Source organism: Sporosarcina sp. SG10008, from assembly GCF_044569405.1.
Classification (GTDB): Bacteria; Bacillota; Bacilli; order Bacillales_A; family Planococcaceae; genus Sporosarcina; species Sporosarcina psychrophila.
On sequence record NZ_CP172607.1, the window covers coordinates 2,827,370 to 2,854,089 of the forward strand.

Annotated in this window: 32 protein-coding genes; 8 read left to right on the top strand and 24 right to left on the bottom strand. The window is 40.9% G+C overall.

Annotated elements, in window-relative coordinates; all coding sequences use genetic code 11:
• Nucleotides 1-18: 18 nt before the first annotated feature.
• Together ACGLYD_RS13605 and ACGLYD_RS13610 are read right to left on the bottom strand one after the other, a co-directional pair.
• Nucleotides 19-1,014 carry a TAXI family TRAP transporter solute-binding subunit gene (locus ACGLYD_RS13605; RefSeq protein ID WP_187045513.1) on the bottom strand — a complete coding sequence of 332 codons (996 nt, stop codon included), beginning with the start codon at nt 1,012-1,014 and terminating at the stop codon, nt 19-21.
• Nucleotides 1,015-1,211: 197 nt separating this feature from the next.
• Nucleotides 1,212-1,796 (bottom strand): phosphatidylglycerophosphatase A, encoded by a 585-nt coding sequence (locus ACGLYD_RS13610; RefSeq protein WP_067211817.1) that lies wholly within the window; start codon nt 1,794-1,796, stop codon nt 1,212-1,214.
• 167 nt (nt 1,797-1,963) lie between these two features.
• Between ACGLYD_RS13610 and ACGLYD_RS13615 the strand changes: the two genes are divergently transcribed.
• The 3 genes from ACGLYD_RS13615 (at nt 1,964) to ACGLYD_RS13625 (ending at nt 3,664) form a co-directional block, all read left to right on the top strand.
• Nucleotides 1,964-2,629, top strand: coding sequence for an esterase family protein (locus ACGLYD_RS13615; RefSeq protein WP_067214033.1), 666 nt, complete (start codon nt 1,964-1,966; stop codon nt 2,627-2,629).
• An 84-nt stretch (nt 2,630-2,713) separates the two neighbouring features.
• The gene (locus ACGLYD_RS13620) at nt 2,714-3,229 is read left to right on the top strand and encodes a YjcG family protein (protein ID WP_067211818.1); all 516 of its coding nucleotides are present in this window, start codon (nt 2,714-2,716) and stop codon (nt 3,227-3,229) included.
• A 3-nt stretch (nt 3,230-3,232) separates the two neighbouring features.
• Nucleotides 3,233-3,664 (top strand): GNAT family N-acetyltransferase, encoded by a 432-nt coding sequence (locus tag ACGLYD_RS13625; protein ID WP_067211821.1) that lies wholly within the window; start codon nt 3,233-3,235, stop codon nt 3,662-3,664.
• Nucleotides 3,665-3,847: 183 nt separating this feature from the next.
• Here the strand turns inward: ACGLYD_RS13625 and ACGLYD_RS13630 are convergent, their stop codons facing one another.
• The 7 genes from ACGLYD_RS13630 to ACGLYD_RS13660 all read right to left on the bottom strand — a co-directional run bounded on the left by ACGLYD_RS13630 (nt 3,848) and on the right by ACGLYD_RS13660 (nt 6,958).
• Entirely contained in the window at nt 3,848-4,147 is a 300-nt protein-coding gene (locus tag ACGLYD_RS13630) for a hypothetical protein (protein WP_338655648.1), read from the bottom strand.
• 89 nt (nt 4,148-4,236) lie between these two features.
• A complete protein-coding gene (locus tag ACGLYD_RS13635) occupies nt 4,237-4,491 on the bottom strand; it encodes a stage VI sporulation protein F (protein WP_067211824.1) in 255 nt (84 codons plus the stop codon).
• Nucleotides 4,492-4,508: 17 nt separating this feature from the next.
• On the bottom strand, nt 4,509-4,661 hold the full coding sequence (locus tag ACGLYD_RS13640) for a YjcZ family sporulation protein (RefSeq protein ID WP_082786662.1): 153 nt from the start codon (nt 4,659-4,661) through the stop codon (nt 4,509-4,511).
• Between the two features lie 67 nt (nt 4,662-4,728).
• Entirely contained in the window at nt 4,729-5,091 is a 363-nt protein-coding gene (gene spoVAE / locus ACGLYD_RS13645) for a stage V sporulation protein AE (RefSeq protein ID WP_067211825.1), read from the bottom strand.
• A gap of 9 nt (nt 5,092-5,100) precedes the next feature.
• Nucleotides 5,101-6,102 carry a stage V sporulation protein AD gene (locus ACGLYD_RS13650; protein WP_187045516.1) on the bottom strand — a complete coding sequence of 334 codons (1,002 nt, stop codon included), beginning with the start codon at nt 6,100-6,102 and terminating at the stop codon, nt 5,101-5,103.
• The gene (gene spoVAC, locus ACGLYD_RS13655) at nt 6,096-6,551 is read right to left on the bottom strand and encodes a stage V sporulation protein AC (RefSeq protein WP_067211830.1); all 456 of its coding nucleotides are present in this window, start codon (nt 6,549-6,551) and stop codon (nt 6,096-6,098) included. The genes ACGLYD_RS13650 and spoVAC overlap by 7 nt, the downstream gene beginning before the upstream one ends.
• Nucleotides 6,551-6,958 (bottom strand): hypothetical protein, encoded by a 408-nt coding sequence (locus ACGLYD_RS13660; RefSeq protein WP_156476079.1) that lies wholly within the window; start codon nt 6,956-6,958, stop codon nt 6,551-6,553. The genes spoVAC and ACGLYD_RS13660 overlap by 1 nt, the downstream gene beginning before the upstream one ends.
• A 114-nt stretch (nt 6,959-7,072) precedes the next feature.
• Between ACGLYD_RS13660 and ACGLYD_RS13665 the strand changes: the two genes are divergently transcribed.
• The gene (locus ACGLYD_RS13665) at nt 7,073-7,594 is read left to right on the top strand and encodes a CotY/CotZ family spore coat protein (RefSeq protein ID WP_187045518.1); all 522 of its coding nucleotides are present in this window, start codon (nt 7,073-7,075) and stop codon (nt 7,592-7,594) included.
• Between the two features lie 218 nt (nt 7,595-7,812).
• On the opposite strand, the gene ACGLYD_RS13670 is transcribed toward ACGLYD_RS13665, so the two are convergent.
• The gene (locus tag ACGLYD_RS13670) at nt 7,813-8,217 is read right to left on the bottom strand and encodes a hypothetical protein (RefSeq protein ID WP_399628458.1); all 405 of its coding nucleotides are present in this window, start codon (nt 8,215-8,217) and stop codon (nt 7,813-7,815) included.
• A 262-nt stretch (nt 8,218-8,479) separates the two neighbouring features.
• Complete coding sequence (gene mgtE, locus ACGLYD_RS13675; protein ID WP_231885702.1) at nt 8,480-9,853, bottom strand: magnesium transporter; 1,374 nt, start codon at nt 9,851-9,853, stop codon at nt 8,480-8,482.
• Between the two features lie 93 nt (nt 9,854-9,946).
• On the opposite strand from mgtE, the gene prpE reads away from it, so the two are divergent.
• Entirely contained in the window at nt 9,947-10,687 is a 741-nt protein-coding gene (gene prpE, locus ACGLYD_RS13680) for a bis(5'-nucleosyl)-tetraphosphatase PrpE (RefSeq protein ID WP_354312360.1), read from the top strand.
• On the opposite strand, the gene ACGLYD_RS13685 is transcribed toward prpE, so the two are convergent.
• From ACGLYD_RS13685 to ACGLYD_RS13700, 4 genes are read right to left on the bottom strand one after another with little or no spacing between them, the layout of a single operon-like run.
• Nucleotides 10,671-11,627: an RluA family pseudouridine synthase gene (locus ACGLYD_RS13685; RefSeq protein ID WP_340740484.1), complete on the bottom strand. Its 957-nt coding sequence runs from the start codon at nt 11,625-11,627 to the stop codon at nt 10,671-10,673. The genes prpE and ACGLYD_RS13685 overlap by 17 nt on opposite strands.
• Entirely contained in the window at nt 11,599-12,399 is an 801-nt protein-coding gene (locus tag ACGLYD_RS13690) for an NAD kinase (RefSeq protein WP_067211841.1), read from the bottom strand. The genes ACGLYD_RS13685 and ACGLYD_RS13690 overlap by 29 nt, the downstream gene beginning before the upstream one ends.
• Nucleotides 12,396-13,073 carry a GTP pyrophosphokinase family protein gene (locus ACGLYD_RS13695; protein WP_067211844.1) on the bottom strand — a complete coding sequence of 226 codons (678 nt, stop codon included), beginning with the start codon at nt 13,071-13,073 and terminating at the stop codon, nt 12,396-12,398. Before ACGLYD_RS13695 ends, ACGLYD_RS13690 begins: the two co-directional genes overlap by 4 nt.
• Before the next feature lie 18 nt (nt 13,074-13,091).
• A complete protein-coding gene (locus tag ACGLYD_RS13700) occupies nt 13,092-13,481 on the bottom strand; it encodes a hypothetical protein (RefSeq protein ID WP_399628465.1) in 390 nt (129 codons plus the stop codon).
• Nucleotides 13,482-13,634: 153 nt separating this feature from the next.
• Between ACGLYD_RS13700 and ACGLYD_RS13705 the strand changes: the two genes are divergently transcribed.
• The 3 genes from ACGLYD_RS13705 to ACGLYD_RS13715 all read left to right on the top strand — a co-directional run bounded on the left by ACGLYD_RS13705 (nt 13,635) and on the right by ACGLYD_RS13715 (nt 15,628).
• Nucleotides 13,635-14,327, top strand: coding sequence for a lytic transglycosylase domain-containing protein (locus tag ACGLYD_RS13705; RefSeq protein WP_067211849.1), 693 nt, complete (start codon nt 13,635-13,637; stop codon nt 14,325-14,327).
• A 105-nt stretch (nt 14,328-14,432) separates the two neighbouring features.
• Nucleotides 14,433-14,825 carry a globin gene (locus ACGLYD_RS13710; RefSeq protein ID WP_067211850.1) on the top strand — a complete coding sequence of 131 codons (393 nt, stop codon included), beginning with the start codon at nt 14,433-14,435 and terminating at the stop codon, nt 14,823-14,825.
• Nucleotides 14,822-15,628, top strand: coding sequence for a DsbA family protein (locus ACGLYD_RS13715; protein WP_338655632.1), 807 nt, complete (start codon nt 14,822-14,824; stop codon nt 15,626-15,628). The genes ACGLYD_RS13710 and ACGLYD_RS13715 overlap by 4 nt, the downstream gene beginning before the upstream one ends.
• Nucleotides 15,629-16,260: 632 nt before the next feature.
• Here the strand turns inward: ACGLYD_RS13715 and ACGLYD_RS13720 are convergent.
• From ACGLYD_RS13720 to opp3b, 9 genes are all read right to left on the bottom strand, one after another.
• Entirely contained in the window at nt 16,261-17,178 is a 918-nt protein-coding gene (locus ACGLYD_RS13720) for a nuclease-related domain-containing protein (protein ID WP_338655630.1), read from the bottom strand.
• A 526-nt stretch (nt 17,179-17,704) separates the two neighbouring features.
• Nucleotides 17,705-19,522: an oligoendopeptidase F gene (pepF, locus tag ACGLYD_RS13725; RefSeq protein ID WP_399628468.1), complete on the bottom strand. Its 1,818-nt coding sequence runs from the start codon at nt 19,520-19,522 to the stop codon at nt 17,705-17,707.
• 54 nt (nt 19,523-19,576) lie between these two features.
• On the bottom strand, nt 19,577-20,731 hold the full coding sequence (locus tag ACGLYD_RS13730) for a competence protein CoiA (RefSeq protein ID WP_187047953.1): 1,155 nt from the start codon (nt 20,729-20,731) through the stop codon (nt 19,577-19,579).
• Nucleotides 20,732-20,819: 88 nt separating this feature from the next.
• Nucleotides 20,820-21,485, bottom strand: coding sequence for an adaptor protein MecA (mecA, locus tag ACGLYD_RS13735; RefSeq protein ID WP_187045526.1), 666 nt, complete (start codon nt 21,483-21,485; stop codon nt 20,820-20,822).
• A gap of 252 nt (nt 21,486-21,737) precedes the next feature.
• Nucleotides 21,738-22,133, bottom strand: coding sequence for a transcriptional regulator SpxA (gene spxA / locus ACGLYD_RS13740; RefSeq protein WP_186669618.1), 396 nt, complete (start codon nt 22,131-22,133; stop codon nt 21,738-21,740).
• Between the two features lie 546 nt (nt 22,134-22,679).
• The gene (locus ACGLYD_RS13745; RefSeq protein WP_067211875.1) at nt 22,680-23,603 is read right to left on the bottom strand and encodes an ABC transporter ATP-binding protein; all 924 of its coding nucleotides are present in this window, start codon (nt 23,601-23,603) and stop codon (nt 22,680-22,682) included.
• Nucleotides 23,603-24,667: an ABC transporter ATP-binding protein gene (locus tag ACGLYD_RS13750; RefSeq protein ID WP_399628470.1), complete on the bottom strand. Its 1,065-nt coding sequence runs from the start codon at nt 24,665-24,667 to the stop codon at nt 23,603-23,605. The genes ACGLYD_RS13745 and ACGLYD_RS13750 overlap by 1 nt, the downstream gene beginning before the upstream one ends.
• A 14-nt stretch (nt 24,668-24,681) precedes the next feature.
• Nucleotides 24,682-25,701, bottom strand: a complete 1,020-nt coding sequence (gene opp3C, locus ACGLYD_RS13755) for an oligopeptide ABC transporter permease (RefSeq protein ID WP_067211880.1) — start codon at nt 25,699-25,701, stop codon at nt 24,682-24,684.
• Nucleotides 25,701-26,630, bottom strand: a complete 930-nt coding sequence (opp3b, locus tag ACGLYD_RS13760; protein ID WP_067211883.1) for an oligopeptide ABC transporter permease — start codon at nt 26,628-26,630, stop codon at nt 25,701-25,703. The genes opp3C and opp3b overlap by 1 nt, the downstream gene beginning before the upstream one ends.
• Nucleotides 26,631-26,720: the final 90 nt, after the last annotated feature.

Here is a 26,720-nt window from a genome sequence, read left to right on the forward strand (position 1 = left end):
CCCCGCTAACATTACATCTTATTTTTTGATTACTTCATCAAAGTATTTCTGTGCACCTGGGTGAACCGGAATTCCGATTCCATCAAGACCTTTTTCAGCTTGTATCAATTTCCCTTTTGCATGTTGCAATTTAGACGCATTGTCGTAAATTGCTTTTGTAATTTCATAGCCTAATTCTTCAGGAACTTCATTTTGGATAACAAGCATCGCCCCAACGGAAACTGCTGGTGTTTCATTTGCCATTCCATATGTACCTGAAGGAATCATTTCTTTAGCGTAGTAAGGATACTTTTTGATCAATTCGTCTGCTTTTGCATCTTCAACTGGAACAACAAATACTGACGCAACTGCGTTCAAGCCTTCAACCGCTCCCGTAGGTGTACCAGCTGTGATGAATGCAGCATCAATTTGACCCGCTTGTAGACTTTCTTGTGATTCACCAAAATCTAGACTTTGTGGCTTTATATCATCCATTGTTAGTCCATGTATTTCTAGCAATTGTTCCGCGTTCGCATACGTTCCAGAACCTGGTGCACCAACGGAAACTTTCTTCCCTTTCAAATCTTCATATGTTTTAATACCGTTCTTTTCAAGTGTAATCAATTGAACCGTTTCAGGGTATAATGCACCAATAGCTGAAACATTATCAATTACATCGCCATCAAACATAAGCTCACCTTTAGATGCGTAGTAAGCAATATCTGTTTGAACGAATGCAATGTCAGCATCACCGTCTTGAAGTGATGTCATATTCGCAGCAGATGCTTGTGATACTTCTGCTGTTGTTTTAATACCAGTTGCTTCTGAAATATAATCTGCGAATGATCCCCCGAGTGGATAATAAGTCCCTTGTGTTCCTCCAGTTAAAATACTTAGAAACTTATAATCTTCTTTACTTTTACCAGCATCTGAATCTTTCTCCGATGTCCCTGTATCTCCTGAGTTACATGCTGATAGAACTAGTAATGCAATCATCATAATAAATGTAAACAATCGCAATCGCTTTTTCTTCATTTACCTTCATCCCCTTAAGTGTAATAATTCTCCATAATCCTAAAATACATCTTACCATGAAGTCTCTCTATTTTGTCAATAAACTTTAAAATTAATCAGTTTTTTGCAAGCGTTTACAAACGCTTTCTTATACACTATTCACCAAATTCAAAAAACACCTAAAAGGGAGAATCCTTTCAGGTGTTTGTAGTTATTCACTAAATTTGTGCACCTTTCACTTTCGTTTCAGGCATCGTTTCCTCAGGTGTAATATCTTCAAACGTTTCGCCCGCTTCTTGAAGATCGCGAGTTCTATGTGCGATTCTTGAAGCTGCACAAGCAGCAACACTGGCAACGAGATCGTCTAAAAATGTATGAATAGCTTGACCTTTTTTCGTGTCTAGTTCGTTAATGATGCCCATTTTATTTTTATCGAGATGACCAAATGTTGTTACTGCAATGGAACCATATGTAAACACGGCACCCAGTGCTATTGTTTCATCAACCCCGAATAGACCTTCGTCAGACTCAACGATTTGTTGTAATGGGGCGGACAGTTTTCCCTGTTCTGCCAGTTCATCTAATTCAATTCCCACAAGGATCGCATGCTGAAGTTCCCGTTTTCGAAGGACACCTTCGATAGATTCAATGCAGTGGGCCATTGTAAGACCATTATTATACGGATATTGTAGTTCATAGACGATTTCAGCGATTGCTTCCAACGTCACACCGCGCCGTTTCAAAGCCGCTTTCGTTGCTTCAGTCACAACTTTTGAATGTACAATTTTTGTATCATCATGCATTCCTGCCAACCCCTTTTATAGTTAGTATATAAACAGAACACAACTATTATACCTGACCTTAACGATATGATACAATTTCAATATACACGCAATTTGAGGAGGCAACCAGAGTGAAATACGGAAAAATAGAAGATATATCAATTTACAGTAAAGCACTTGATGAGGAAATGCAGTTGCTCATTCATTTGCCCCACAACTTTTCACCTCTCTATAAATATTCAGTGCTGATTGCATCTGATGGGAAAGATTATTTTCAGTTCGGCCGTATAGGACGGGTCGTTGACGAATTAATTGATGCCGAAGAAATTGAAAACGTCATTGTAGTTGGTGTTCCTTATAAGAGTGTCAAAGAACGCAGGCGCATGTATCATCCCGATGGGGATCGACGTGAAGCCTACACCCGCTTCCTTGCTCATGAACTTGTTCCGTATATCGACGACAATTATCCAACATATCAGATTGGGGCAGGCAGGGCTCTTATCGGCGATTCCTTAGCGGCGACGATTTCTCTTCTAACTGCATCGAAGTATCCCAATATATTCGGGAAAGTGATTCTGCATTCCCCTTATGTCAATGATTTTGTGCTTGAAAAAGTGGAAGCTTCACAAGATCCTTCCCGATTCTCCATTTATCATGTAATTGGAAAGGAAGAAACCCAAGTAAATACGCAAGTTGATGGTGTTCAAGACTTCCTTACGCCAAACAGAACATTAAACGAATTACTTGAAAGAAAAGGCTTCCCTTATTTCTATGATGAATTCAATGGAGACCATACGTGGAAGCATTGGCAACCCGATGTCCGCCGCGCCATTCAAATGGTTTTTGGTCACTAATTCAGACAAAACGGACATATTTTCAAGTATTCTGCTATAATCAAATTTATAAAGCTAAAACAATTATTCTAGGAGGTTTTTATTATGAAATACGGTGTCGTTGCTTTCCCATCAAAGAAACTTCAGGACTTGGCAAACGCTTACAGAAAGAGATATGATCCGCATTATGCACAAATCACGCCGCATTTGACGGTTAAAGGTGTATTCGAAGCGAACGATCAAGAAATTGAAGAAGTTGCAAAGGCAATTAAAGAAGTAACTAAAAAACACACTCCATTTGAATTAAACGTGTCAAAAGTGGGCACATTCGCTCCTATCACAAATACAATTTATTTTAAGGCTACCCTTAACGATGAATTAGCTGCTTTGCATAAAGACCTGAACAACGATTTCTTCGGTGAAAAACCTGAGTTTGCATTCGTTCCCCACGTGACGATTGCTCAAAAACTTTCTTCTGGCGAACACGATGATATCATTGGTCAACTGAAAATGATTGGTGTCGATCATACTGAAACAATTGATCGTTTGCACCTTACTTATCAACTTGAAGACGGCTCATGGACGGTATATGAAACATTCCGCCTTGACGAGGATAACTGAAAATTGTTTGAAGTAAGATTCGCAACTTCTGACCTTGAACAAGAAGATGCATTTTCTGTCAGAAGAAAAGTGTTCGTGGAAGAACAAGGTGTGCCACTTGACCTTGAACTAGATCATTTCGATAAAACTGCAGCACATTTCGTCGTCTATTCATCAGAATCTCCAATCGGCGCAGGCCGTATCAGGGAAATCAACGACGGAATCGGAAAAGTTGAACGTGTCTGCATTTTAGGGGAATTTCGCGGGAAACATCTCGGAAACCTTATCATGCATGCACTTGAAGAACATGCTAAAACAACGGGTATGAACAAGATTATTTTAAATGCACAATCATATGCTGTCCCTTTCTATGAAAAATTAGGCTATGTCATTACTTCACCCGAATTTATGGATGCGGATATCCCGCATCGCGCAATGGAAAAAAGGATGATATGAAAAGCCTAAGTACGCCGTGTCCTGCGGCAATGGCTACGTGACCCCACATCCAGTGGGTCTCCTAGCGGTTGGCACCTGGAGCTAGACACCTACCTAAGTAGAAAAACTTATTCTTTCTTTTTTAAAATAAAAAAGGTTCGCATTGCTTTATAACAGCAATGCGAACCTTTTTCTTGTTATCAGTTAGACATAAGCATTTATCGCGATACCTTTCCCTACTACTCTGGCGATCACCGGTGATAGATTAACTGGATTGGGACGGACAAATCCTTGATATGCCAAAGGTGCTGCTACAATGGGTTTTTCCTCTTCTTCCTCCCTTTCTCGTTCTTGATGCGAGGACTCTTTAAATTCATCCAAAAAGTCTGAATTTAACTTAACTTTGTTCACCCGATCAATATAAGCAAAATTATAAGCTTCCATACTCAATCGATTTGCATATATTTGAGATTGGATTGGTTGAATTGGTAAAATATAACCCATCGTTAACACCTCCATTTTTGCTAGTACTATTACTATATCCAGAAGTTAGTATTATTAAACCTATTATTCTGCTTTTTTATTAATTTATTTTATTGTCGGCCAAGCATATCTTGAATATCACTAATATTAACCGCTTTGCCATTCTTGACGATAGAATTAACAAGCTCATCTTCCGTCTGTTGAGGTACTTCTTTTTTGGCGAGCCTTCCGACTTTCCGTATAATTTTCCTCACTTGCCGTTCATCACTGAAATCTGCATATTGAATTGCATTTGCAAGTGCAAAAACTTCTTCCATCGGGACGCCTGTTTTTGATTCGATTTTCCGGAAAAATGAATCATTCATCTGTTATCTCCCCCTTTTTATACGCAAAAAGTGCGGCCTACAATGATAAGCAAGATGAATAGAACCACAATCAGGCAAAATGTTGAACCGCCGCCTTTTTCATTTTCATAACCGCCACAACCTCCGCCGCCGTATCCGCCGCCACCGAAAGAATTACATCCTCCAAACATAATAATACCCCCTTCCTTTCTTCGTATCCTATGCAGACACGAGAAGAAGGAAGAGGGCGCATGACTATTAAACCTTTCCTTTCGATTTAAAAATAACAGATGCAATGAATCCAAATAGGATCGCTGAACTAATTCCTGAACTAGTCACTTCAAACATGCCTGTCATAACACCAATCAGTCCATGTTTTTCGGCTTCTGCCATTGCACCATGGGTTAGGGCATTACCGAAAGAAGTAATTGGTATCGTTGCCCCCGCTCCAGCAAAATCGATAAACGGCTCATACAGACCCACCCCGTCCAACACTGAACCTGCAACAACCAAAATGCACAATGTATGTGCCGGTGTCAGTTTTGCTACGTCAAACAACAGCTGCCCCACAACGCAAATGAGACCACCTACAATAAATGCTGTAATGAAAATCGAAACCATAATCCACACTCATTTCATTGTTAATTCGATTGCATGCGCAATGCACGGAATCGTATCACCTTGTTGAAATGATAACGGAGATAATAGCGCGCCCGTCGCAATTAGAAGGACCCGTTTATATTCACCCGTACTCATTTTATCAATTATTTCCGCGAAGAAAACGGAGGCAGAACAACCTGCACCACTTGCCCCGGATAAAAATGATGCGTCAGCACCGTAAAATTCTTTACCTGCATCCCGGAAATTTTTAGTCACGTCAATTCCTTGATTGCTCGCAAGTTTTTTGTATAACTCAAAACCAGTTTTCCCAAGATCTCCTGTCATGATCACATCATAGTCTTTCACGTCTTTATTGTGACCTTTTAAATGGCGGGTAAGCGTATCTGCCGCTGCCGGTGCCATCGCCGCCCCCATATTCAGTGGATCTGTCATTCCGAGATCTATTGCGCATCCGATTGTTCCGCACTCTATAGAAGGAAACCCTTTTTTATAAGGTGCGACAGCTGCTACCCCTGCCGCTGTGACAGTCCATTGAGATGTCTCAGGCTTTTGTGAACCGTACTCATTCGGATAGCGGAATTGTCTTTCAACTGCATTATGCTGACTAGATGCTCCAGCAATAGCGCAAGTGGACATGCCCGTTTCTGTCAGCAATGCAGCCATTAAAAGCGAAGATACTGACGTTGCACAAGCTGAAAACAGGCCAATATAGGGAATTCCAACCGTTGTAGCCGCAAAATTTGAGGGTGTCATCTGGTTAATAAGATCGCCAATTAACAGGAAATCGGCGTCGCTTGGTACAGAATCCACTTTACTTAACGCAATCATGCACGCATCTTCCATCATTTTTGCATGACCATGCTCATTTGTTTTCATTTCACAGCGCTCATCCTCGTAAACTTTATCAAATTTATCGACGAATAGACTTTTCTTTTCCAAAGGTCCAACTGTAACACCTGTTGCCACAATGGATGGGGTCGTTTTGAATGTCAGCAGGCCGCGCGCTACCATGATACGACACCAAATTTCACAAGTATCGTCTTAATGAGTGCAACAACAAATGCCGAAAAAACACCGAAGAGAATGACTGAACCCGCTAGTTTGAACATGTTGCCGCCAACTCCAAGAACATACCCTTCCGTCTTGTGTTCAATTGCAGCAGAAATGACAGCATTGCCGAAACCTGTAATTGGAACCGCACTCCCCGCTCCTCCAAATTGGGCAATTTTCTTATACAATCCAAAACCCGTTAACAGCATCGCAAAAAATATCATCGTTGCAACAGTCGGGTTACTAGCCGTCCGTTCCGTGAAATCAAAATAGGTCATATAAAATAGCGACACAAATTGGCCTACCAAACAAATTGTGCCTCCCGTCAGAAATGCAAAAATGATATTCCGCATCAATGGTGTTTTAGGGGAAATTTCTTTCTCTAACTTCGCATATTTTTTTTCGTCCATCATGTCTCTTCCTTTATAAGCGATTTCAATTTTTCAATCTTTTTTCCCTGATCCTTTTTGTCATCCAAATCAATGAGCTTGTTCGTTTCCATCCATATTTTACTGTCTGCTGAAACGGTAACGTCCAACTCTGGGTAGCTATTTTCTAATTTTTTCTTGAGCTCCTTTTCAATCTTTTCTTTTTTGAAGCGCGAAAAAGTTGTAAGCGTAACGCCAGTTAGCAAGTCATTTTCATGAAAAACAGTGACCGCTGATGTGAGACGTTTGTCATTTATCAATACTTCTTCGGCTTTCGCATGATCCTCACTGGAATTGTTGTCAATCCGGAATCCGCTACCTGAACAGCCGGATAGTAAGACAACTGCGAAAAACACAAGGCTAAATTTACGGATACGCGTCCCCTCCATTTTTATACAGTATGCCTTTTCATACTAAACTTTATTCATTATTCACCTAAGCGCCCTAACACTATGAACTTTGCCGCATAAAGTATAAAGAATTGAGAAATGGAGGTGGAATTAATGGGATGTGGAAGAAATGAAGAAGATAATGAAAGAAAGCACCAAGATGACTGTGTATGTGAGGTTGTCAGGTTCATCAAACGTTTACAGGATGCTGGAACAGACGATGACTGTGTAGAATGTGAAACAGATTGTTTCATGGCTCCGCTTGGTAGCATATCCAGCCCTGCACGTAACCGTGTTAATACACGCGTTTTCATGCTATTGACGAAGAATGGTGATCCGTTCAAAGCAATGTTCCGTCCGGAAAGCCGAAGACATTACCTACACAATTGCTTCTCTACTTTTTTCAGAGTCCAAAACGTCTTTGACGGCTGCTGCGCAACATTGCAAGTACTAGCACCGTTAGACAGTAACAATAATCCGGTGGACATTATTAAAAACGGCAAGCTAGATCTCGAAGAACTTTGTAAAGTTACTAGGTTTGGTGCGACAGATTCATGCATCACAGTAGACTTGACTTGTTTCTGTGGAATCCAATGTATCAAAGATACGTTTATCGACTTTTGCGACGTAGATTAATTAATACCCTGCAATGCCCAAACAACCCAACAGTTTCAATCTGTTGGGTTGTTTTAATTTTTCTTCATCATTGTAAAAAAGCAGGACGGAGAGATTCCCCATCCTGCCTTTTTACAATAATAAGAAAGTATAGGTTTTTCACATGCAGCAGTGTCTAGACTCCATCTCCTAGCCCTTTGAGTCGCTTCAGTCCTTAAGTTAAAGGCACCTCCGTTTTCTTATTTAATTTCATCAAACGGCTTACCACGCCATAATACTTCTTCAATCTTCCCCATTTCCACGGCTATTATTTCATGATTGACACCTTCCAGATCAATCCATACTGTTTCTTCTTCAATCTTCTCAATCGTTCCAGATAGTGTTTCTTCCTCTAGAACAAATTGAAGTGGCTGATAAGCTTGGCGACGGAACGAATTACTTAAGTAAATAATTTTACGTTGAATGCCCGGATTCACTGGCACGACTTCGGTAACACTTAACTGTTCCTCATTTTCCACCACCGATTCCTCTTCATTGTTAAGTAAAAATACTGACGTGCTTTCCTCCACTATAATCGCAACTTTAATAAAGACTGGTGGCCCGTCAACAAACAATAACGGTTTATTTTGATAAATGTTAAGCACATCCTTTTTAACACAGTATATGCGCCCATTTTACGGATGTTCATAAAAAAAGCGCATGACGCTGATTAGCCCCGACAAGCATAGAGGAAAAGGAAGGTAGTCTAAATTCGCGACGTCCTGTCGCAGCGACTACTTACCTGTATCCTTGCAGGTAAGAGGATGCATACTACAGAGCCCCCACAGCAAACCGTCTTATGACCCATGGGGCTGACGTCTGGAGTCTAGACATCCACCCAAATAAAAAAAGGTTTTCACCAGTGATCTAAAGATCACTGATGAAAACCGTTGCAAGACCAAGATAAATAATAACGCTAATAACATCATTTAATGTTGTGATGAAAGGACCGGACGCAACTGCAGGGTCGATTTTCAACTTATGCATAAGCAATGGGATGAATGATCCTGAAATCGTTGCGACAAAAATTGAGACAAAAATGGCAGCACCTACTAATAGACCAATTACGAATTCATTCTTCCACACGTAAATTAGACCAACTACAAATAGTGCACAGATAAAACCTGTCATCAATCCTGTTCCTGCTTCACGGATAAGTAGCTTGAATTTACTTTCGTCCTCAACATCTCCTGTCGCAATACCGCGCACTGCGACAGCAAGTGCTTGCGTTCCACTATTCCCTGCAGTACCCGCAATAAGAGGAATGAATGCAGCTAGAAGTGCCACTTTCGAAATTGTTTCTGTAAATAAGTCTATTAAATTAGCAGTAAGCATTCCGAGTACTAATAAAATAAGCAACCATGGAAGTCTTTTTTTCATAGCTGAGAATGAGTTTTTATCGAATGTATCCATATTGGAAACCCCAGCAAGTTTGGAGTAGTCATCTGATGCTTCTTCATCGAGTACATCGATAATATCATCGACTGTAATAATCCCAAGTATATGCTGTTGGAAGTCGACAACCGGGACGGCAAGGAAATTATAGTCCTTGATCATCTTGGCAACATCTTCCTGATCTTCTGAAACGAGAACACTTACGACTCGTTCACTCATTATAGAACTAATCAGTGTATCTTCATGTGCAATGATCAAATCGCGTAGCGATATAACACCTGTCAGGCGATTATTATCGTCAACGACAAATATATAATAAATTGTTTCTGCCTTCGGTGCTTCATTGCGCAAAATTGTCATCGCAGAACGGACTGTCGAATTCTGTGGAATTGTAACAAATTCCGTTGTCATGATCGACCCGGCCGTATATTCTTCATAATGAAGTAATGCTTTGATCTCAGCAGCGGCTTCTTTATTCATTAGCGTCAAATAGCTGACAACTTGTGATTTGTCGAGTTCATTCAGGACATCTACCGCGTTATCGACAAACATGAACGAAATCATGTCTGCTGCATACGTCGTGTCCATCTCCTGAAGGAACTGTTTGTATTCATCGTCGCTAATTTCACTCGTCTCAAATATTTCCGCAAGTTCTTTTGGTGATAAGTATTGATAGATGATTTCCCGGAGTTCCGGTTCGATTTTCTCGTAAAATATCGCTCTGTCATACGGATGAAGGCGTAGGTACTCATTTCGGAAAGATTTAATGTTGTGCTGGATAAGTGTCTCTTTCAACTTCTCTTCATCGAAAATAATTTCTTCTTTATGCTCTTCTTTTATGTTCACAGCTACACCTTCCTTTCTACTTCTATCGTGGATTAATAAAGTGAATAAGGGTATTATATACGAATACATATTGTGAAAAAGGGTGATGAAAATATGAAGTACGATATTGTCGGTGATATTCACGGTTGTTATGATGAATTCATGCATTTGATTGACAAATTAGGATACGAGATGATTACAGGTATCCCCCTACATCCCGATGGCAGAAGTCTGGTATTTGTCGGAGATACGATGGATAGAGGGCCTCAGTCGATTAAAATGTTGAATCTTCTTTTCAAAATCCAAGATGAGCATACACTTTATTATTCCCCGGGAAATCATTGCAATAAGTTGTATCGCTTCTCCAAGGGTAACCAGGTTCAACCCACACATGGTCTTGAAACAACAGTAGCTGAACTCGATGCATTATCAAGTGATGCGCGTAAACACTTCTTGACTAGATACCGTCAATTTTACGAAGCTCTACCGTTATACCATACCCTTAATGAAGGTAATCTTATCATTGCACACGCAGGCATCCGTGAAGAAATGATTGGTGCACCCTATTCGGAAAAAATACGAGTATTCGTTCTCTATGGAGATATCACAGGCCAAAAGTTACCCGATGGTAGACCTCTAAGACGTGATTGGGCTAAGCACTACAAAGGTACTCCCTTCATAGTCTATGGTCATACGCCTGTAAAGGAAGTACGCTTTGTAAATAACTCTGCGAATGTTGATACAGGTTGCGTATTCGGCGGTAAACTTACAGCCCTTCGCTATCCCGAAATGGAAATTGTATCAGTTCCTTCTTTACAACCATTTGTGCCAGAGAAATTTACTGCGTTTGTTTGATATCAGTGTTGGTTAGTCGCTTTATATCTAACGGAATATCGCATCTAAACTCAACTTTTTCACTTGTAAGTGGATGCAAAAACCCAATCATCGCACAGTGTAAAGCCTGCCGACCAATCAACCCATGGGAGCCGCCATATAAATCATCACCATGTAGCGGATGGCCTGCCCACCTCATATGGACACGTATTTGATGCGTCCTGCCCGTATAAAGCGTTAGTGCAATTTTTGTTAACTGATGACCTTTTATGTCCGAACGACCCAGTACTTCTACATCTGTCCGAGCGAATTGGCCATCTTCACGTACAATTCGTTCGATAATGCTACCATCTTTTCTACCAATTGGTTGTACAATGCTGAATTGGTCCCTTTCAACATGTCCTTCAACCAGGGCGATATACTGTCGATGAAAACCGGAATTTGTCATCTGTTCACTAAGCAGATGATGAATATGCCGGTTTTTTGCAATACAAATTAGACCCGATGTATCCTTGTCAAGACGTGTGACGACATGTACTGTGGCTGGAAGTCTTTCCTTAGCAAACTTTCCGGCAACGGCATTCGCCATCGTTCCATTGGGGTGATCTCGCGACGGGATAGTACTTTGCCCTGCTGGCTTATCGACAATAATTAGCGCTTCATCTTCATAGACAATCGATAAATCACCTGTCTCTGGAAGTAAACCTGGGCTTGGCTCTTCTGATGGAAAAATAATAAGTACTTCATCACCTGACTGCAACGGATGTCGCACATTGCGTTCAAAGCCATTCACGCGGATATCTCCGCCATCATATTTAGTCGCAGTTAACGTTCTTTTAGATATCCCTTTTGCGTGCAAGAATTCGCGTAGCAGTATACCGCCTTCATCCACCTGAAATACGAGGCGAAACCTGCGATCCAGCTCATCCCCCTTAGACATCGCTGTCAATGAATGAATCATGCACACGTCTCCAAAATGGAAACGGCCTGAACCTTCCGAAACGTACTTTTTCCTTTGAAACTTGATATTCAATCGACTTCACATCTTTATGTAGAAGTTGCAAATGGTCGACTGTTACCATGAAATCTGGTCCTTTTACAGGTGTTAGTGCACATTTATGATGCGCGGGTAGCACTAGTGGTGCGCCAACTGTACGGAACACCCGATTGTTAATAGATGCCATTTCTGTCAATTGCATGGACGGTAGAGAAGGATGAATAATTGCTCCGCCCAATGCCTTATTGTATGCAGTAGACCCAGAAGGCGTTGACATACATAACCCGTCGCCACGAAAACGTTCAAAATGGTTGCCATTCAGTTCAACATCCATGACGAGCGTCACATCAGGAGATTTCACCGTCGACTCATTCAGTGCAAGGTACAATGCGCTATCCTTATCGTTTCGGTAGTTAATCTTCACATCAAGAAGTGGGTATTCGAAAACTTCGAATTCTTTACGAGCAATAGAAATGACAAGCTTTTCAATTTCAGCCGGCTTCCAGTCTGCGTAAAACCCTAGATGGCCTGTATGAATTCCGACAAACGCTGTATCTTTCAATCGGTACTTATACTTATGAAAAGCGTGGAGTAAAGTACCATCTCCTCCAATTGACAAAACGATGTCCGGTTCTTCTTCATCGAAAAAAAGCCCGAAATCTGTCAAATATTCCTTTGCTTCATCCATAAGTTTGTTCGATAATGCATCGTTTCGTGTCTGTATTGCAAATTTCATAATTTCCCTCCTCCTTTCCCGTTCGCCTCTCCATAGCGTCTTGTCGCCGTTTCTTTGAATGCACTGAAATATTGTTGCGCATCCTGAATTTCATTACGAATCTGCGACATTTCTTCATCTAGCTGGAAGGCTGCTTCCGCTGCTCGTTCTAGACGATGCCTGATTTCATCCGGCATTTCGCCTTCGTATTTATAATTCAATGAGTGTTCAATCGACGCCCAGAAATTCATTGCTAACGTACGGATTTGAATCTCGGCAAAAATCGTCTGCTCCCCATGAATCGTCTGAACAGGGTATTTGATAATTAAGTGATAAGACCTGTATCCACTTGGTTTATTATGTGCGATATAGTCGCGCTCTTCAATCACTTCGAGGTCATTCCGCTGTCGTAACGTTTCTACAACAGTACTAATATCATCGACAAACTGGCACATCAGACGAAGGCCCGCAATATCAGGCAGTTCAGCGGCAAGTTCTGCCGATGGTTCGAATGGAATCCCTTTTTCAAGTGTTTTGTCATAGATACTCGCGAGCGGCTTCACCCTGCCCGTCACGAATTCAACGGGCGTATGTACGTCTTCCAATTCATACTGAGCTCGCAAGCCCTTCAATTTCACTTTCAGTTCATCTACTGCTTGTTTATAAGGTTCAAGAAATTGATTCCACTGCCTCATCCGGACCCCTCCCAGCTGTTATTCCATATGTTGAAGTATCGAGCTGAATGCTTGCTCGACTGCCGAGGAGAATGCTTCCCCGTAATTATCATTACCCTCAATATTAAAAATAAGCATTGTCAGTTCATCTTTGAATCCAGGAAGCGGAATTATTTCATCCTTCCACGAAAGCACCGGATCTAAATTCGTCGTCAATACATCGACCATAAGTGGCCATACAGCCTGTGTTAAATGAAGATGCTCGTACCCTGCTTCTACTTCTAAAAGATAAACAAACGACAAGTTGTCTGAATCTGTTATCATCTTTCCAGCTGGTATACCTTGAGGCTGTTCTGCTTGTTCTGCTACTAAAAAGAGGATTTGTTCATCATTTCGAAGTCCACTATCAATTCGATTTTTAATGTTCACAATTTCTTCTTCCCTTCATGCGTCATTACGTTTATTCTATCATATGCTGCGCGGCCTTGCAGTCTAGAAAATGCGTTTCCCCACATAAATTGGTATACTAATGTTAAGTTATTATTTCGCGAGCGAACAGCTTAACGTCAGAAGGGACAGATCATGATGGATACGCACACAATTCGTACATTAATGGAAATAAATACACTCCAGTCTCTCGGAGCTGTTCAGACACAAACTGAACAAAATAACACATCCCCATCCCTCTTTAACACACTATTAGAGGAGATGTTAGGCGGCACATCCATAACGGATTCCTTATCTTCCGTTTCATCTACACTACTCGGAAGCCTCAATAATATAGAAAGCTTGCGCTATGACGGAAAAAATGGTGTGTTTGAACCTTCTTCTCTCAGCGCTATCCTTTCCACGGCGCAACAAAGTTCAACTGTTCCCATGAAAAATACATCCATTGGGGATGACAGCTATCGCGATATTATTAGCCAAGCTGCAAACAAATATAACTTGCCCGATAAACTGATTTCTGCCGTTATCAAACAAGAATCGAACTTCAACAACGGTGTTGTCAGCCACGCGGGTGCACAAGGCCTTATGCAGCTAATGCCCGGAACGGCAAAGTTCCTAGGCGTAAAAGATAGTTTCGACCCTGTCCAGAACGTGATGGGCGGAGCCAAATACTTAAGACAAATGCTTAATCAGTTTGGCGGTAATATCGAGCTTGCCCTTGCTGCTTATAATGCAGGTCCCGGAAACGTAAAAAAACATGATGGGATTCCCCCATTCAAAGAGACACAGCAATACGTAAAAAAAGTGCTCGGCTATTTCAATGCATAAGATTGATAATCTAACCTACTGTTTCATAAACGGAGCGCTTTATTTGTGAAAAGAGTGCAGGGTTGATAGAATATCAATACAGTCAGAGCAAAGGAGATTGACATAATGATGCGAAAACCTTTGATCCCTTATGAGGAGATCGGTGCTACAAAGTTGTCGGAACTCATCGACCTGTTTTACGCTAAAGTGGCCGTACACCCGGACCTATATCCGATTTTCCCAGATGACCTGACAGAAACAGTACGCAAACAAAAACAATTTCAAACACAATATTTAGGTGGTCCCAATTTATATACTGAAGAACATGGTCATCCGATGATGAAAGCTCGTCATATGCCATTCCCAATTACACCAGTTCAAGCGGAAGCATGGCTAGCGTGCATGGCAGAAGCAATGGACGAAGTCGAACTTGAAGGAAATATACGTGATATCTATTATAAGCGCCTCGTCTTGACCGCCAATCATATGGTGAACAGGGCTGGGGAGGAGAAAACGTGAATCGACAAACATTACTGGAGAACCCAATCAGTACTTCCGCATGCATAAGGCCAATCGAGCTATATGTTTTCATCGATCCTTTATGCGGAGATTGTTCGTCGCTCCCGCCTTTACTCCGAAAATTACAAGTTGAATATGATCGCTATTTCACACTGCGCATTGCATTACGCACATCATTGCCTAAAATGAATCTTCAATGTCTGCATAAAGATGAGGATGAGCTGGCTTGTGAAAAAACACATCCAGCTTTCCCAAGTATTGCTGTTAAAACTGCAGAGTTTCAAGGCAAACGTGCCGGTTTTCGATATTTATCAAAAATGCTTGAATATTCATTTTTGAAGTCAAGGAATGTATCGTCTTTTTCCGTACTCGTCGAAATCGCAAAAAAGTTAAATCTTGATGTAGACGAATTTATCCGAGACTTTTCTTCAAAAAACGTCTTGCGCTCTTTACAAGTCGATTTGTACATGGCCAAAGAAATGGAAGTCGACAAAGCACCTACTTTCGTCTTTTTCAATGAAAACATTGAAGATGAAGGATTAAAAGTGAGCGGCTTATACGACTACGATGTCTACGAACAAATTTTAGAAGAGTTAGTCGGCGGACCGATTCTGCCGGACATCCCCCCTCCACTTGAGGATTTGTTCCAACGTTTCGATACACTCTCCACAACAGAGATTGCTAGTATCTACAATATCACGGAAAAATCTGCAGAACGCGAACTCAAGAAACGCCTTCTCCAACAGCATGTCGAACGGATTCATTTCCAGGACATGACATTATGGCGTAAAAAAATGATATGAATTAAGTGAGCTACTTCATTGCCTGGAGATTCCGGGGAGTGAGGTGGCTTTTTTTGTTGAGCGGGTTTGGGTTGTTGGGTTACAGTTGATTAGTCGGAAAGAGCCATGACTTTATTTGGTCTAGCTATGACTTCATTGAGGCGTGCCATGACTAACCGACACTTGGCCATGAAGTCAACGACGGGCCATGACTTCACCGAGACGTGCCATGACTAACTGACTCTTGGCCATTAAGTCAACGTCCGGCCATGAAGTCATCGAAGCGCGCCATGACTAACCGACACTTGGCCATGAAGTCATCGCTGGGCCATGACTTCACCGAGACGTGCCATGACTAACTGACACTTGGCCATGAAGTCAACGCTTGGCCATGACTTCATCGAAGTGCGCCATGACTAACTGACTCTTGGCCATGAAGTCAACGACGGGCCATGACTTCATCGAAGCGCGCCATGACTAACTGACTCTTGGCCATGAAGTCAACGACGGGCCATGACTTCATCGAAGCGCGCCATGACTAACTGACTCTTGGCCATGAAGTCAACGACGCGGCCTGTTCGCCCTATTCACCATAGCAATAATACATCTCATTAGAAAAAAGCCTTCCTAAAGCGAAAGGCTTTTCATAACTATCAATGATTCGTTTTCTTAGTACCTTTAATGTAAAATGTCCCGGTAGATTTCCCCTTCTTCACAAGTAACGACGAAGACAATACATACCGTGCTGCATTGGAATCTTTCAAGTTTAAAAACTTTCGGCACTCTTCGTTCGTAATGGAATTTTTCACCAGCATAAACCAATCATCGATACCTTTCTCGTATGGATTTTTGACATCTTTTTCGCAACCGCTACAGCGCCATGTCCTCAAACTCTTTCGTTGAAGTAACTGATGGCAATAATGACATATAAATCCTGTTCGCAAATCTTGATGGTTAATATGAAAATAAGAACATAATGGAAAAGGGTTAAATTCATGTTGTTCTTTATCTATTTCCTTTGAAATTTCATTAATTTGGGCAGTTGAAAAAACTGTTTCGAATGGTCTAATTTTTTGTAAATAGAAAGGAATATGCTTTTTATAGATAATAGGAAAGTCTTGGGGCACATCTTTTACTTTTGTGTTTGGATTTGCGAGAACGACTAAACCTAGTGTTTTCAGGTTAATCCCTCGTTGGCGGAACCATTCATCTAAATTTAATTTATTTGATTCGACTTGATATACAGGGCAATCGATAATCGCTTGATCACCAGTTTCTAACACTTGTTCGAGATGTGGGGGGTTTTGGACAAATCGAATTGTGCCCTTAATATTTTTCACTTCAACGATTAAGACATACCGTTCTGTGATAATCAAAGTATCAATCTGAAATGTGAAATTGGGGGAAACGCGTAATTGAACATCAGTAAACACTTTGGTACTTTCAGGAAATCGGGTACGTTCGATGTATGAATCGACGTTACACTCTCCAGAATAGCCTGCACTGATCCGATAAAGTTGTTCTTTTAAATGCTGAACTTTCCAATGATCAGGGGGTATGCGGGCAATCAAGCGTGGTATTCCTTTGAGCAGAGCAGGGGTACTCCTTTTAATGGGAACCAGTATTTTATTCACCCCTTAAATATGATTGATTATTCTATTTAATTATACAAAATGCTAACTTATATGGCAATAGTCTGCCGTAAATCCTTTTTTCATCACATTCCATAAAATATTGATTTTGTCATAATTATTCGAACTGGCCATGACTAATTCCACGAAATCCTCCACTATAAATACAAAAGAAAAGAGCATTCGCTCCTGGGGGGGAGGGAATGCTCTTATTCAAAGGGAATGGGAGAAATGTTCACGTTCAAACAAAAGGGGTGTATGTTTGGTATGTGATTTATTTCACATCCTTACCTTATCACAAAATAATAGTAGCATCAAGAATTCACAATGATTTTCACATGACTGTCACAATGATGATTTCACCAATACGCCTTACTTTATATTTATATAGTAATATGTATAGAAGAAAAAGCCCTATCTCGACCAGAAATATGGCGGATAAGGCTTTTTGCTAGGTCAATTTAATTTATTTTTTCAAAAGAAGTGATTCAAGTTCGTTCAGTTTTTCTTCGAAGACGCGGCATGCTTCTTCGATTGGAGCGGCACTAGTCATGTCGACGCCTGCTTTTTTCAGTACTTCGATTGGGTAATCGGAAGAACCGGCTTTCAAGAAGTTATTCACATAGCGTTCAACTGCCGGCTCTCCTTCTGTCAAGATTTGATTGCTTAGTGCGACTGCTGCACTATAACCTGTTGCATACTGATAAACATAATAGTTATAGTAGAAATGTGGAATTCTTGCCCATTCCAAGCCAATTTCCTCGTCGACGACTAGATCTTCACCGAAATATTTCTTATTGAGTGCATAGTACTCTTCTGTCAATTTTTCAGCAGTCAGCGCGACACCTTGCTGATCAAGCTGATGAATAAGGTGTTCGAACTCAGCAAACATGGTTTGACGGAAAACAGTACCACGGAAGCCGTCAAGCCAATAATTCAGCAAATAAATTCGTTTCTGTTCATCATCAATCGTTTTCAAAAGATGATCATTCAGAATAGCCTCATTCACAGTTGACGCGACTTCAGCTACGAAAATGGAATAACCGCTATAGACGAATGGCTGGCTTTTCCGTGAATAATAACTATGAACACTATGGCCGAATTCATGCGCGAGTGTGAACAAGTTACTGACGTTATCTTGCCAGTTCATTAAGACATATGGATTTGTTCCATAGGCGCCTGAAGAATAAGCTCCTGAACGCTTCCCTTTGTTTTCACGGACGTCTACCCAACGATTCTCAAGACCCTCTTTTACGATTGATACATACTCTTCACCTAGTGGGTGGAAACTATCAAGCATCGTTTGTTTAGCTTCTTCATATGGAACTTCCATGCCTGCATCTTTCACAAGCGGTGCATACATATCCCACATATGAAGTTCTTCCAATCCGAACACTTTTTTACGGAGCGCGACATAGCGCTGTAGCAAGTGGACGTTTTTATTGATTGTTGAAACAAGATTTTCATAAACCTGTTCAGGGATATGATTATTTGACATTGCAGCCTCGCGCGCAGATGAATAATTGCGGATACGTGCATTAACGTTATCGCCTTTTACATTACCTGAAAGCGTGGATGCGAAAGTATTTTGGAATTCGCTGTATTTCGAATACATTGCTTTGAACGCATCCTCGCGAACACGCGGATCATCACTTTCCAAAAACCCTACATAACGGCCATGTGATAATTCTACTTCTTCACCTTTTTCATCTTTCACCATTGGGAAAGTTAAATCAGCATTGTTCAACATACTGAATGTTTCTGAAGAATTGCCCGTGACTTCTGATAGTTGTGCAAGCAAAGCTTCTTGTTCAGCAGGCAGCACATGTGGCCGCTGCGTGTTGACTTCTTCGAATTCTTGTTTATAAAGAGCTAGTCCCTCATGCTCAGTAACCAGCTTGTTCAATTCTGTTTCATCAATAGCCAGAAGCTCTGGCAAGAAGAATGATAATGCAGTTGCTACTTTCACGTAAAGTGATTTCACACGGCTATCCATCGCCTGATAGAAGCTGTTTGTCGTATCCTGGTCAGTCTTCAAATGCGCATACGTGTAAAGCCTGCGCAGTCTTTCAGAGAGGGTGTCACGGTATGTCAATGCAGTGTAAAGCGCATCTCCACCACCCGAAAGTGTCCCTTTGTAAGAATCTGCTTTACCGGAGAATTCCTCAACTTCAGCGAATTCTTTTTCCCATGCTTCATCAGTTGCAAATATGTCTTCGAGACGCCAAGTCTCCTCTACCTTTACTTCACCACGAGTTAATACTTTGTTCTTAGTTTCAGCCATCGTCACTTATCCCCCTTCTCCCATTACTTCGGGAAACGAATCAATCCTATTTTCTCAATTTTCATAACGCTTTGCAAGCAATCTTTCTGAAATTAGTTGAATTATTTTTTCTTCGTCAATAACTGTTCTGTTTTGACAAGAATCTACAGTCGCGGAAATAAGGAAATCGCGGTATGCTATGCACGCTTTTCCCTTTGCTTCCGATGGCTCTTCTAACAGAGAGACATATTTTCTAACCTGACTGCGGGATATAGTTCTAACACTAATCCCCTTTCTTCTCAAATAATAAAGGAATGCTAATTGCCATTCACAGTCATGCTCGCGGAATGACTCACTGAAAAGGACGGGTAATCCAATCCATTTTGGAAGATTCGTTGGTATCACTCGCAGTTCATAGCACATTCTTAGAAAAGGATTGTTCACCCCCCTTTTATTCAATAAAATACGGGATTGAATAAATTGATTGCGTATGGATAAATAAAGGGTTACATAACGGTAAATTTCTTGCTCTGTCGGGGTTTTTGGCCGAGCAAATGGAAATATCTGCATCGATAATGGCAAAGTACGATGGATACCAATATAGCGCTTACCTGCGACATGAATAAGACTCGTAAAATAATGGAATCGTTCCGTTTGGGGGTTATATGTGAGTAAGAAATAGCCTTCAGGGGATGTATGTGTCAAGAAGCTTTCGTGGAATCTTGAAAAATCGAATGTACCGACACCTACAGGTAATGAACTAAATTTTGCTGGGGTATGCAAAATCCAGATGGGTTTCATATCTATACTACGATAACCTGCGGATCTAGCCTCTACGTCAGTAATGGGAATCGTACTGCACTGGAATTCAACGGCTATCGATTCAGATTGTGTCGTTATCAGGATATCAGGTCTTTGAGATAACATTCTTAAAAATGGCTCAAGTTCGACAAGCTCGGCATGTTTTTGAAAAAAAGCATACAATTGTTGCTTACCTTGAAGATGGCTGTAAGATTCACCTTCAGAGAATAAAGTAAGACAGGTAGAATCCTTCAAATGTGCGAAATGTGGGATGATAATATCTCCAACTTTCAACTGAACCGGAAAATTACATTGTGGGCAAAAGAATGATCGCAACTTTCGCCATTTGCGCAACCGTTCTCTTTCTAATTCCGGTGTAAGAACAACAAGTTTTCCTTCCTCTGTTTTTGCTGTGAGAATAATATTCAGCTCCTCCCTGCATTAATAATACAAATATTCAGATACTAAAGCAAGTAAAAAAACAGCTACCATTTAAGATAGCTGTTTCTACTGTCCTTTATTTTGCCCCAAAGTATCGCTCTATTGTCACGAAAACATCTGAGTCCATGATAAGTTTGCCGTACTCTTCAATTCGATGAATCGTCATGTTTGACGGTTGACCGAATTCTGAAAGTACGCTAAACAGATCTGTCTTGCGAGAATCATCCATAATTTCATCGTCATATAACAAGTGTAAATAAAAGTTATTTTCAAACGAATATAGAGATGTCTTCACTTCATAATCTTTCATCTTCCCTGCTAGAGGAATAAGATCATCAAATTCGCTAAAGACAAACATATTGTCAAGCCATTCAAATGCTGCATCCCCTATACCTGGCATAGTATCATCATCATCATCGTCGTCATACATTTTGCCATGTTGGAACAGTTTTCTTGGATCATCGTTAGTGAATGGTGATTCAAGTGGTTCACCATCCTCAGACATTTGCGCACGTGTGACCGTCACTTCAATGCCGCCGCTCATCGCATGTACTTGAATCCATAATGGCCCCTCGACTTCAAACTCAGACTCGTCACTGACTTCGTCCATCATCTCCCAGAAGAGTTCCTCGCTCTTGTCGCGATTATACCAAACTTCCTCACGAGTAAAGCCACGCTCTTCGATATCAATATATGAAAGAAAAAACTTAACTGTATTTTCATTAATACGCTCTATTTCCATCCCTTTTCTCTCCCTTCCTATGGAACAGGATTTGTCCGGTTCCCTTCGATGTGTGAAAAAATCCTGCAATGCTTATACTTACTATATGACCGTCCTCTACGTTTTGAAAGGGTTCCGCCTTAGGACGTATAATTTTGATAGTAATAGCATTGTAGAGAACATCCACCCGGAAAGCAAGAGAAACACAAAAAGCCGATAGGTGTACGGCATTTTGCAATGTCAACCCCTATCAGCTTCACACTATTTTACGGATTAGTTTACCATGCGCCGCGCTTCAAGCAGCTGATAGGCTCTTACTTTTCTAGGTAGGAATCGACGAATTTCATCTTCATTGTATCCCACTTGAAGTCTTTTCTCATCAAGAATAATTGGTCTTCTTAAAAGACCCGGATGTTCTTGGATTAATTCATATAGGCGTTGTAATGGAAGGCTTTCCACATCAACGTTTAATTTTTGGAATATTTTCGAACGAGTTGAAATAATTTCATCTGTTCCATCTTCAGTCATACGAAGTATTTCTTTTATTTCATCAATATTCAATGGTTCCGAAAAAATGTTACGTTCAGTATACGGAATCTCGTGTTCCTCTAACCATGCTTTCGCTTTTCTGCATGATGTACAGCTAGGTGAAGTAAATAATGTGACCATCATATGCTGACACTCCCTTTCAGTCGGCTCGAATGTTTTGATTTATATTTTTACGTTTAGATTAGAATTATTTTAAACTGCCTGCTTCTAATCCCTATTATACACATTTTCATTACCGATGAATACACTTTTTAAAAATTATTCGCTATCCCATACACTATTGTCACAGTTCCGCAACATAAGCGACTTTCATCAGTATGTGCATGTTCTCTCTACTGTTATACCCGATGCAAGAATTAATTAAACATCTGCTTTGTCAAATAAAAAACTTTCTCATTTGGGTAGCTGCTAATTGAAAATAATTTAGTGTCTACATTATATAGTACGTCTAAATACGGGCAAAGGTTTCATATTAATTTAAAAAAATTCAGAAACATAAGGCTCACCACTGAAATTCTTTATCTATTTTGGTTTGTAATTAACATTTAGGGAATTCCTATTACCTGAATCCATGAATTTCACCGCATACTTACCATTATCTATATTCAAACACGCAAAAGGACTGGTTCTCTTATCGAAAACCAGCCCAGTTGCTTCTATTTAAACTTACTTTGCAAAAGAATCGAATTCGCGCTGTGAGCAAAGGACAAAATGCCCTGGTGTCACTTCACGCATGATTACTTCTTCATCCTGAAGATACTTATGTGATGTTGAATCGTAGCTTTTTCGTACACGGCTACGCTCATAAGCTGGATCTGGCAACGGAATCGCAGATAATAGCGATTGCGTATAAGGATGTAAAGGCGCCGTATAGATCGTTTCGGCTGGTCCAATTTCGACAAGTTTACCGAAATGCATAACACCAATTCGATCTGAGATATATTTCACCATCGACAAGTCATGTGCGATGAATAGATATGTCAGTCCTCTTTCTTCTTGAAGCTCTTTCAACAAGTTGACGACTTGCGCTTGAATAGATACGTCCAAAGCTGAAATCGGTTCATCTGCGATAATGAATTCTGGTTCTACAGCAAGCGCACGTGCAATTCCAAGACGCTGACGTTGACCACCAGAGAATTCATGCGGATAACGATTGGCATGCTCACGGTTCAATCCTACCGTCTCAAGGAGCTCATGAACACGTGCAGTACGTTCTTTCGTATTCTTCACAAGACCATGAATATCGAGGCCTTCAGCGATGATATCAAGCACTTTCATACGCGGGTTTAATGATGCATATGGATCTTGGAAAATCATCTGCATTTTCCGGTTGAACGCTTTTAGTTCTTTTTTCGATTTTTTCGCATGGACATCGACGCCATCATAAATGACTTCCCCGCCTGTCGCATCGTAAAGACGGATGATTGTACGACCGGTTGTTGATTTACCGCAACCAGATTCACCAACAATACCAAGCGTTTCGCCTTTATAGATGTCGAATGTTATATCGTCAACAGCACGCACTTCATTCTTTGTTCCCACATTGAAATACTGTTTCAAGTTTTTGATTTCAAGTAATTTTTCAGCCATTATCGAACACCTCCTGCATTGCCTTCATAATACCGGCTGCCAGGGAATCTCTTCATTCGCTCTATGACCGCTACCGGCGGATCCACTTGAGGTGCATCCGGATGGAGTAGCCACGTCGCCGCATAATGTGTTTCACTTACTTTAAAGAGAGGCGGAACTTGTTCCAAATCAATCTTCATCGCATATTCACTACGCAGTGCAAATGCATCTCCTTTCGGAGGATCCAACAAATCGGGTGGCGTGCCTGGAATCGCATATAGTTTCTCTTCAGATGTATCCAGTGACGGCATTGAACTTAGAAGCCCCCACGTATACGGATGCTGCGGATTATAAAAGACTTCATCAACCGTTCCCACCTCGACGATTCGACCGCCGTACATGACCGCAACACGGTCTGCAACGTTTGCTACGACTCCAAGATCATGTGTGATGAAAATGATTGCCGTATCAATTTTCTTTTGCAAGTCTTTCATCAATTCTAAGATTTGCGCTTGAATTGTAACATCCAAGGCTGTCGTCGGCTCATCCGCAATGAGAAGCTTTGGATTACATGCCAAGGCAACAGCAATGACGATACGTTGACGCTGTCCACCAGAAAATTGGTGAGGGTATTGTTTCAATCGCATTTCTGGTTTAGGCATCCCAACCAGAGTCAACAATTCAATAGACTTTTTCCGAGCTTCGGGTTTACTAAGTTTTTGGTGTTTTAGCAGTGGCTCCATAATCTGGTTACCAATCGTCATTGTCGGATTAAGTGAAGTCATCGGATCTTGGAAAATCATCGAAATGTCTTTTCCTCTTACTTTTTGCATTTCTTTTTCAGAAATCTTCAGAAGGTCTCTTCCTCCGAATAAAATCTCACCATTTTTGTACTCGGTACTAGACTTCGGAAGGAGCCGCATAATCGATTTCGTCGTTACCGATTTACCTGAACCTGACTCACCAACTATAGCGAGCGTCTCCCCTTTAAATACTTCAAAATTAACCCCTTGAATTGCTTTCACTTCTCCTGCAAATGTATGGAAGGAAAGCTCCAGGTTTTTCACTTCAACAATTTTCTCCATTTCACTTTCCTCCTTTAATCTTTCATTTTCGGATCAAGTGCATCACGTAGTCCATCCCCAATTAAGTTGAACGCAATCATAAGTAAACTTATGACAACCGCCGGGAAGAACAAAATATGTGGCTGATACTCAATGAATTTATAACCATCATTAATTAGTGTTCCAAGAGAAGCATTCGGCGCTTGAAGGCCAAGTCCTATAAAGCTTAAAAATGCCTCGAAGAAAATTGCGGTAGGAATTGTGAACATCATATTTATGACAATAATCGCCATGATATTCGGCAATAAGTGCTTGCTGATAATTCGTGTATCGCTTGCACCTAAAGTTTTAGCTGCCAAGACGAATTCCTGAGTTTTATATTTAAGAACTTGTCCGCGTACAATACGGGACATTCCAATCCATCCTGTTATCGATATGGCTATGATAATGGACAATATGCCCGGATCCATGATCATAATCATAAGAATAACGATGACCAGTGTCGGAACTCCAATTAGCACTTCGACAATTCGTTGCATGACATCGTCGGTTCGACCTCCGTAATAACCGGAAATTCCGCCGTAGATGACGCCTATCACAACATCAATGATAGCGGCTACGAATGCGATTAACAGTGAGATTTGCGTTCCTTTCCAGAGACGTGAAAACAAATCGCGCCCTAGGCTATCCGTGCCGAACCAGTAGTTAACTTCTACTTTCTTTAACTCATACAGATTAACTGTTTTAGAACCCAGTTTACCTTCGCCATCAAAAATACCTAATTTTTCAAGCCCTGGAATTTTAGGCGGTAAGCTTGCATGCGCAACTTTTACATCCTCTGGATCATGTTCAACCATGAAAGGACCTGCAAATGCCATAAATACAATAAACACAAGAATGAACATACTGACGATAGCCGCTTTGTTTTTACGGATCCGAAGCCAAGCATCCTGCCAGAAACTCAAACTCGGTTTCGAAATTTTTTCGGCATGCGAGCTATCGATTGTAATCCGCTCAAACGAATCTTTTGGTAGTTTCTTCATGTTAGTAGTCATTACTTGGAACCTCCAGACAAACGGATACGCGGATCAATGACCCCATAAAGAATATCCACTATTAATATAATCACAATTAGGAATACCGAGAAGAACATTGTTGTACCCATGATGACAGCGAAGTCGTTCGAGTTAATTGATTTAACGAACTGTTCACCTATACCTGGGATTGCGAAAATCTGCTCAACTACAAGTGATCCTGTTAATAGTCCTGCTGCAACTGGTCCAAGGACTGTGATTAGCGGAATAAGCGCATTACGGAATGCGTGTTTGAAAGCGATTTCAAACCAATTTGCGCCTTTCGCTTTTGCTAGCAAAATATAGTCTGAGCTTAATACTTCTATCATTTCTGTTCGGATGAATCTTGCCGCAATAGCAATAGGTCCCATCGCAAGTGCGATTGAAGGTAGTATACTGGACTTCCAACCTTCCCACAGGCCAACTGGTAGCACTCCAAGCCATACTGCAAAGACATATTGCAGCAATACTGCAAAAACAAAGGACGGTATGGAGATACCGAGAATTGCGATAATGGTACTACCATAATCCCAAACTGTATTTTGTTTCAACGCGGCAATCATTCCGAGAATAATTCCGATTAAGGTCCCGAAAATAAGTGCCTGAGATCCTAAAATCGCCGAGTATTTCAGTTTTTTCACAATAAGTGTTGTGACATCTGCATTTTTATATTGAAACGATACACCAAAGTCACCTTTTGCAAGGTTCCCCATATAGCGGGCGTACTGTACGGGAATCGGATCGTTCAATCCATACTTCTCATAAACGACTTCCCTTTGCTCAACGGATAATTTTGCTGCGGAAGCTAACGGGGACCCTGGAAGCAGTTTCATTAGAACAAATGTAAACGATGCTATCAAGAATAGTGATAGGAACATATAAATCACACGTTTAGTGATATACTTTGCCATTTTCGCACCTCCTATATTTCATAGATGAATTTAATTAAAAAACTATTAATTCTAGCAAATAATACAACGAATTTTTAGTTAGTTTAACCT

What these genes read in the sequence shown, in the direction of transcription:
- spoVAC (WP_067211830.1), bottom strand. Translation starts at nt 6,551, where the DNA reads ATGGACGAAAAAAAATATGCGAAGTTAGAGAAAGAAATTTCCCCTAAA.
- ACGLYD_RS13695 (WP_067211844.1), bottom strand. Translation starts at nt 13,073, where the DNA reads ATGAGGCAGTGGAATCAATTTCTTGAACCTTATAAACAAGCAGTAGAT.
- prpE (WP_354312360.1), top strand. Translation starts at nt 9,947, where the DNA reads ATGAAGTACGATATTGTCGGTGATATTCACGGTTGTTATGATGAATTC.
- ACGLYD_RS13630 (WP_338655648.1), bottom strand. Translation starts at nt 4,147, where the DNA reads ATGGGTTATATTTTACCAATTCAACCAATCCAATCTCAAATATATGCA.
- ACGLYD_RS13665 (WP_187045518.1), top strand. Translation starts at nt 7,073, where the DNA reads ATGGGATGTGGAAGAAATGAAGAAGATAATGAAAGAAAGCACCAAGAT.
- ACGLYD_RS13690 (WP_067211841.1), bottom strand. Translation starts at nt 12,399, where the DNA reads ATGAAATTTGCAATACAGACACGAAACGATGCATTATCGAACAAACTT.
- ACGLYD_RS13640 (WP_082786662.1), bottom strand. Translation starts at nt 4,661, where the DNA reads ATGTTTGGAGGATGTAATTCTTTCGGTGGCGGCGGATACGGCGGCGGA.
- ACGLYD_RS13660 (WP_156476079.1), bottom strand. Translation starts at nt 6,958, where the DNA reads ATGGAGGGGACGCGTATCCGTAAATTTAGCCTTGTGTTTTTCGCAGTT.
- ACGLYD_RS13620 (WP_067211818.1), top strand. Translation starts at nt 2,714, where the DNA reads ATGAAATACGGTGTCGTTGCTTTCCCATCAAAGAAACTTCAGGACTTG.
- ACGLYD_RS13705 (WP_067211849.1), top strand. Translation starts at nt 13,635, where the DNA reads ATGATGGATACGCACACAATTCGTACATTAATGGAAATAAATACACTC.
- ACGLYD_RS13750 (WP_399628470.1), bottom strand. Translation starts at nt 24,667, where the DNA reads ATGGAGAAAATTGTTGAAGTGAAAAACCTGGAGCTTTCCTTCCATACA.
- ACGLYD_RS13685 (WP_340740484.1), bottom strand. Translation starts at nt 11,627, where the DNA reads ATGATTCATTCATTGACAGCGATGTCTAAGGGGGATGAGCTGGATCGC.
- opp3b (WP_067211883.1), bottom strand. Translation starts at nt 26,630, where the DNA reads ATGGCAAAGTATATCACTAAACGTGTGATTTATATGTTCCTATCACTA.
- ACGLYD_RS13635 (WP_067211824.1), bottom strand. Translation starts at nt 4,491, where the DNA reads ATGAATGATTCATTTTTCCGGAAAATCGAATCAAAAACAGGCGTCCCG.
- ACGLYD_RS13745 (WP_067211875.1), bottom strand. Translation starts at nt 23,603, where the DNA reads ATGGCTGAAAAATTACTTGAAATCAAAAACTTGAAACAGTATTTCAAT.
- ACGLYD_RS13710 (WP_067211850.1), top strand. Translation starts at nt 14,433, where the DNA reads ATGATGCGAAAACCTTTGATCCCTTATGAGGAGATCGGTGCTACAAAG.
- ACGLYD_RS13605 (WP_187045513.1), bottom strand. Translation starts at nt 1,014, where the DNA reads ATGAAGAAAAAGCGATTGCGATTGTTTACATTTATTATGATGATTGCA.
- mecA (WP_187045526.1), bottom strand. Translation starts at nt 21,485, where the DNA reads ATGGAAATAGAGCGTATTAATGAAAATACAGTTAAGTTTTTTCTTTCA.
- opp3C (WP_067211880.1), bottom strand. Translation starts at nt 25,701, where the DNA reads ATGACTACTAACATGAAGAAACTACCAAAAGATTCGTTTGAGCGGATT.
- ACGLYD_RS13650 (WP_187045516.1), bottom strand. Translation starts at nt 6,102, where the DNA reads ATGGTAGCGCGCGGCCTGCTGACATTCAAAACGACCCCATCCATTGTG.
- ACGLYD_RS13615 (WP_067214033.1), top strand. Translation starts at nt 1,964, where the DNA reads ATGCAGTTGCTCATTCATTTGCCCCACAACTTTTCACCTCTCTATAAA.
- pepF (WP_399628468.1), bottom strand. Translation starts at nt 19,522, where the DNA reads ATGGCTGAAACTAAGAACAAAGTATTAACTCGTGGTGAAGTAAAGGTA.
- spoVAE (WP_067211825.1), bottom strand. Translation starts at nt 5,091, where the DNA reads ATGGTTTCGATTTTCATTACAGCATTTATTGTAGGTGGTCTCATTTGC.
- ACGLYD_RS13610 (WP_067211817.1), bottom strand. Translation starts at nt 1,796, where the DNA reads ATGCATGATGATACAAAAATTGTACATTCAAAAGTTGTGACTGAAGCA.
- spxA (WP_186669618.1), bottom strand. Translation starts at nt 22,133, where the DNA reads ATGGTCACATTATTTACTTCACCTAGCTGTACATCATGCAGAAAAGCG.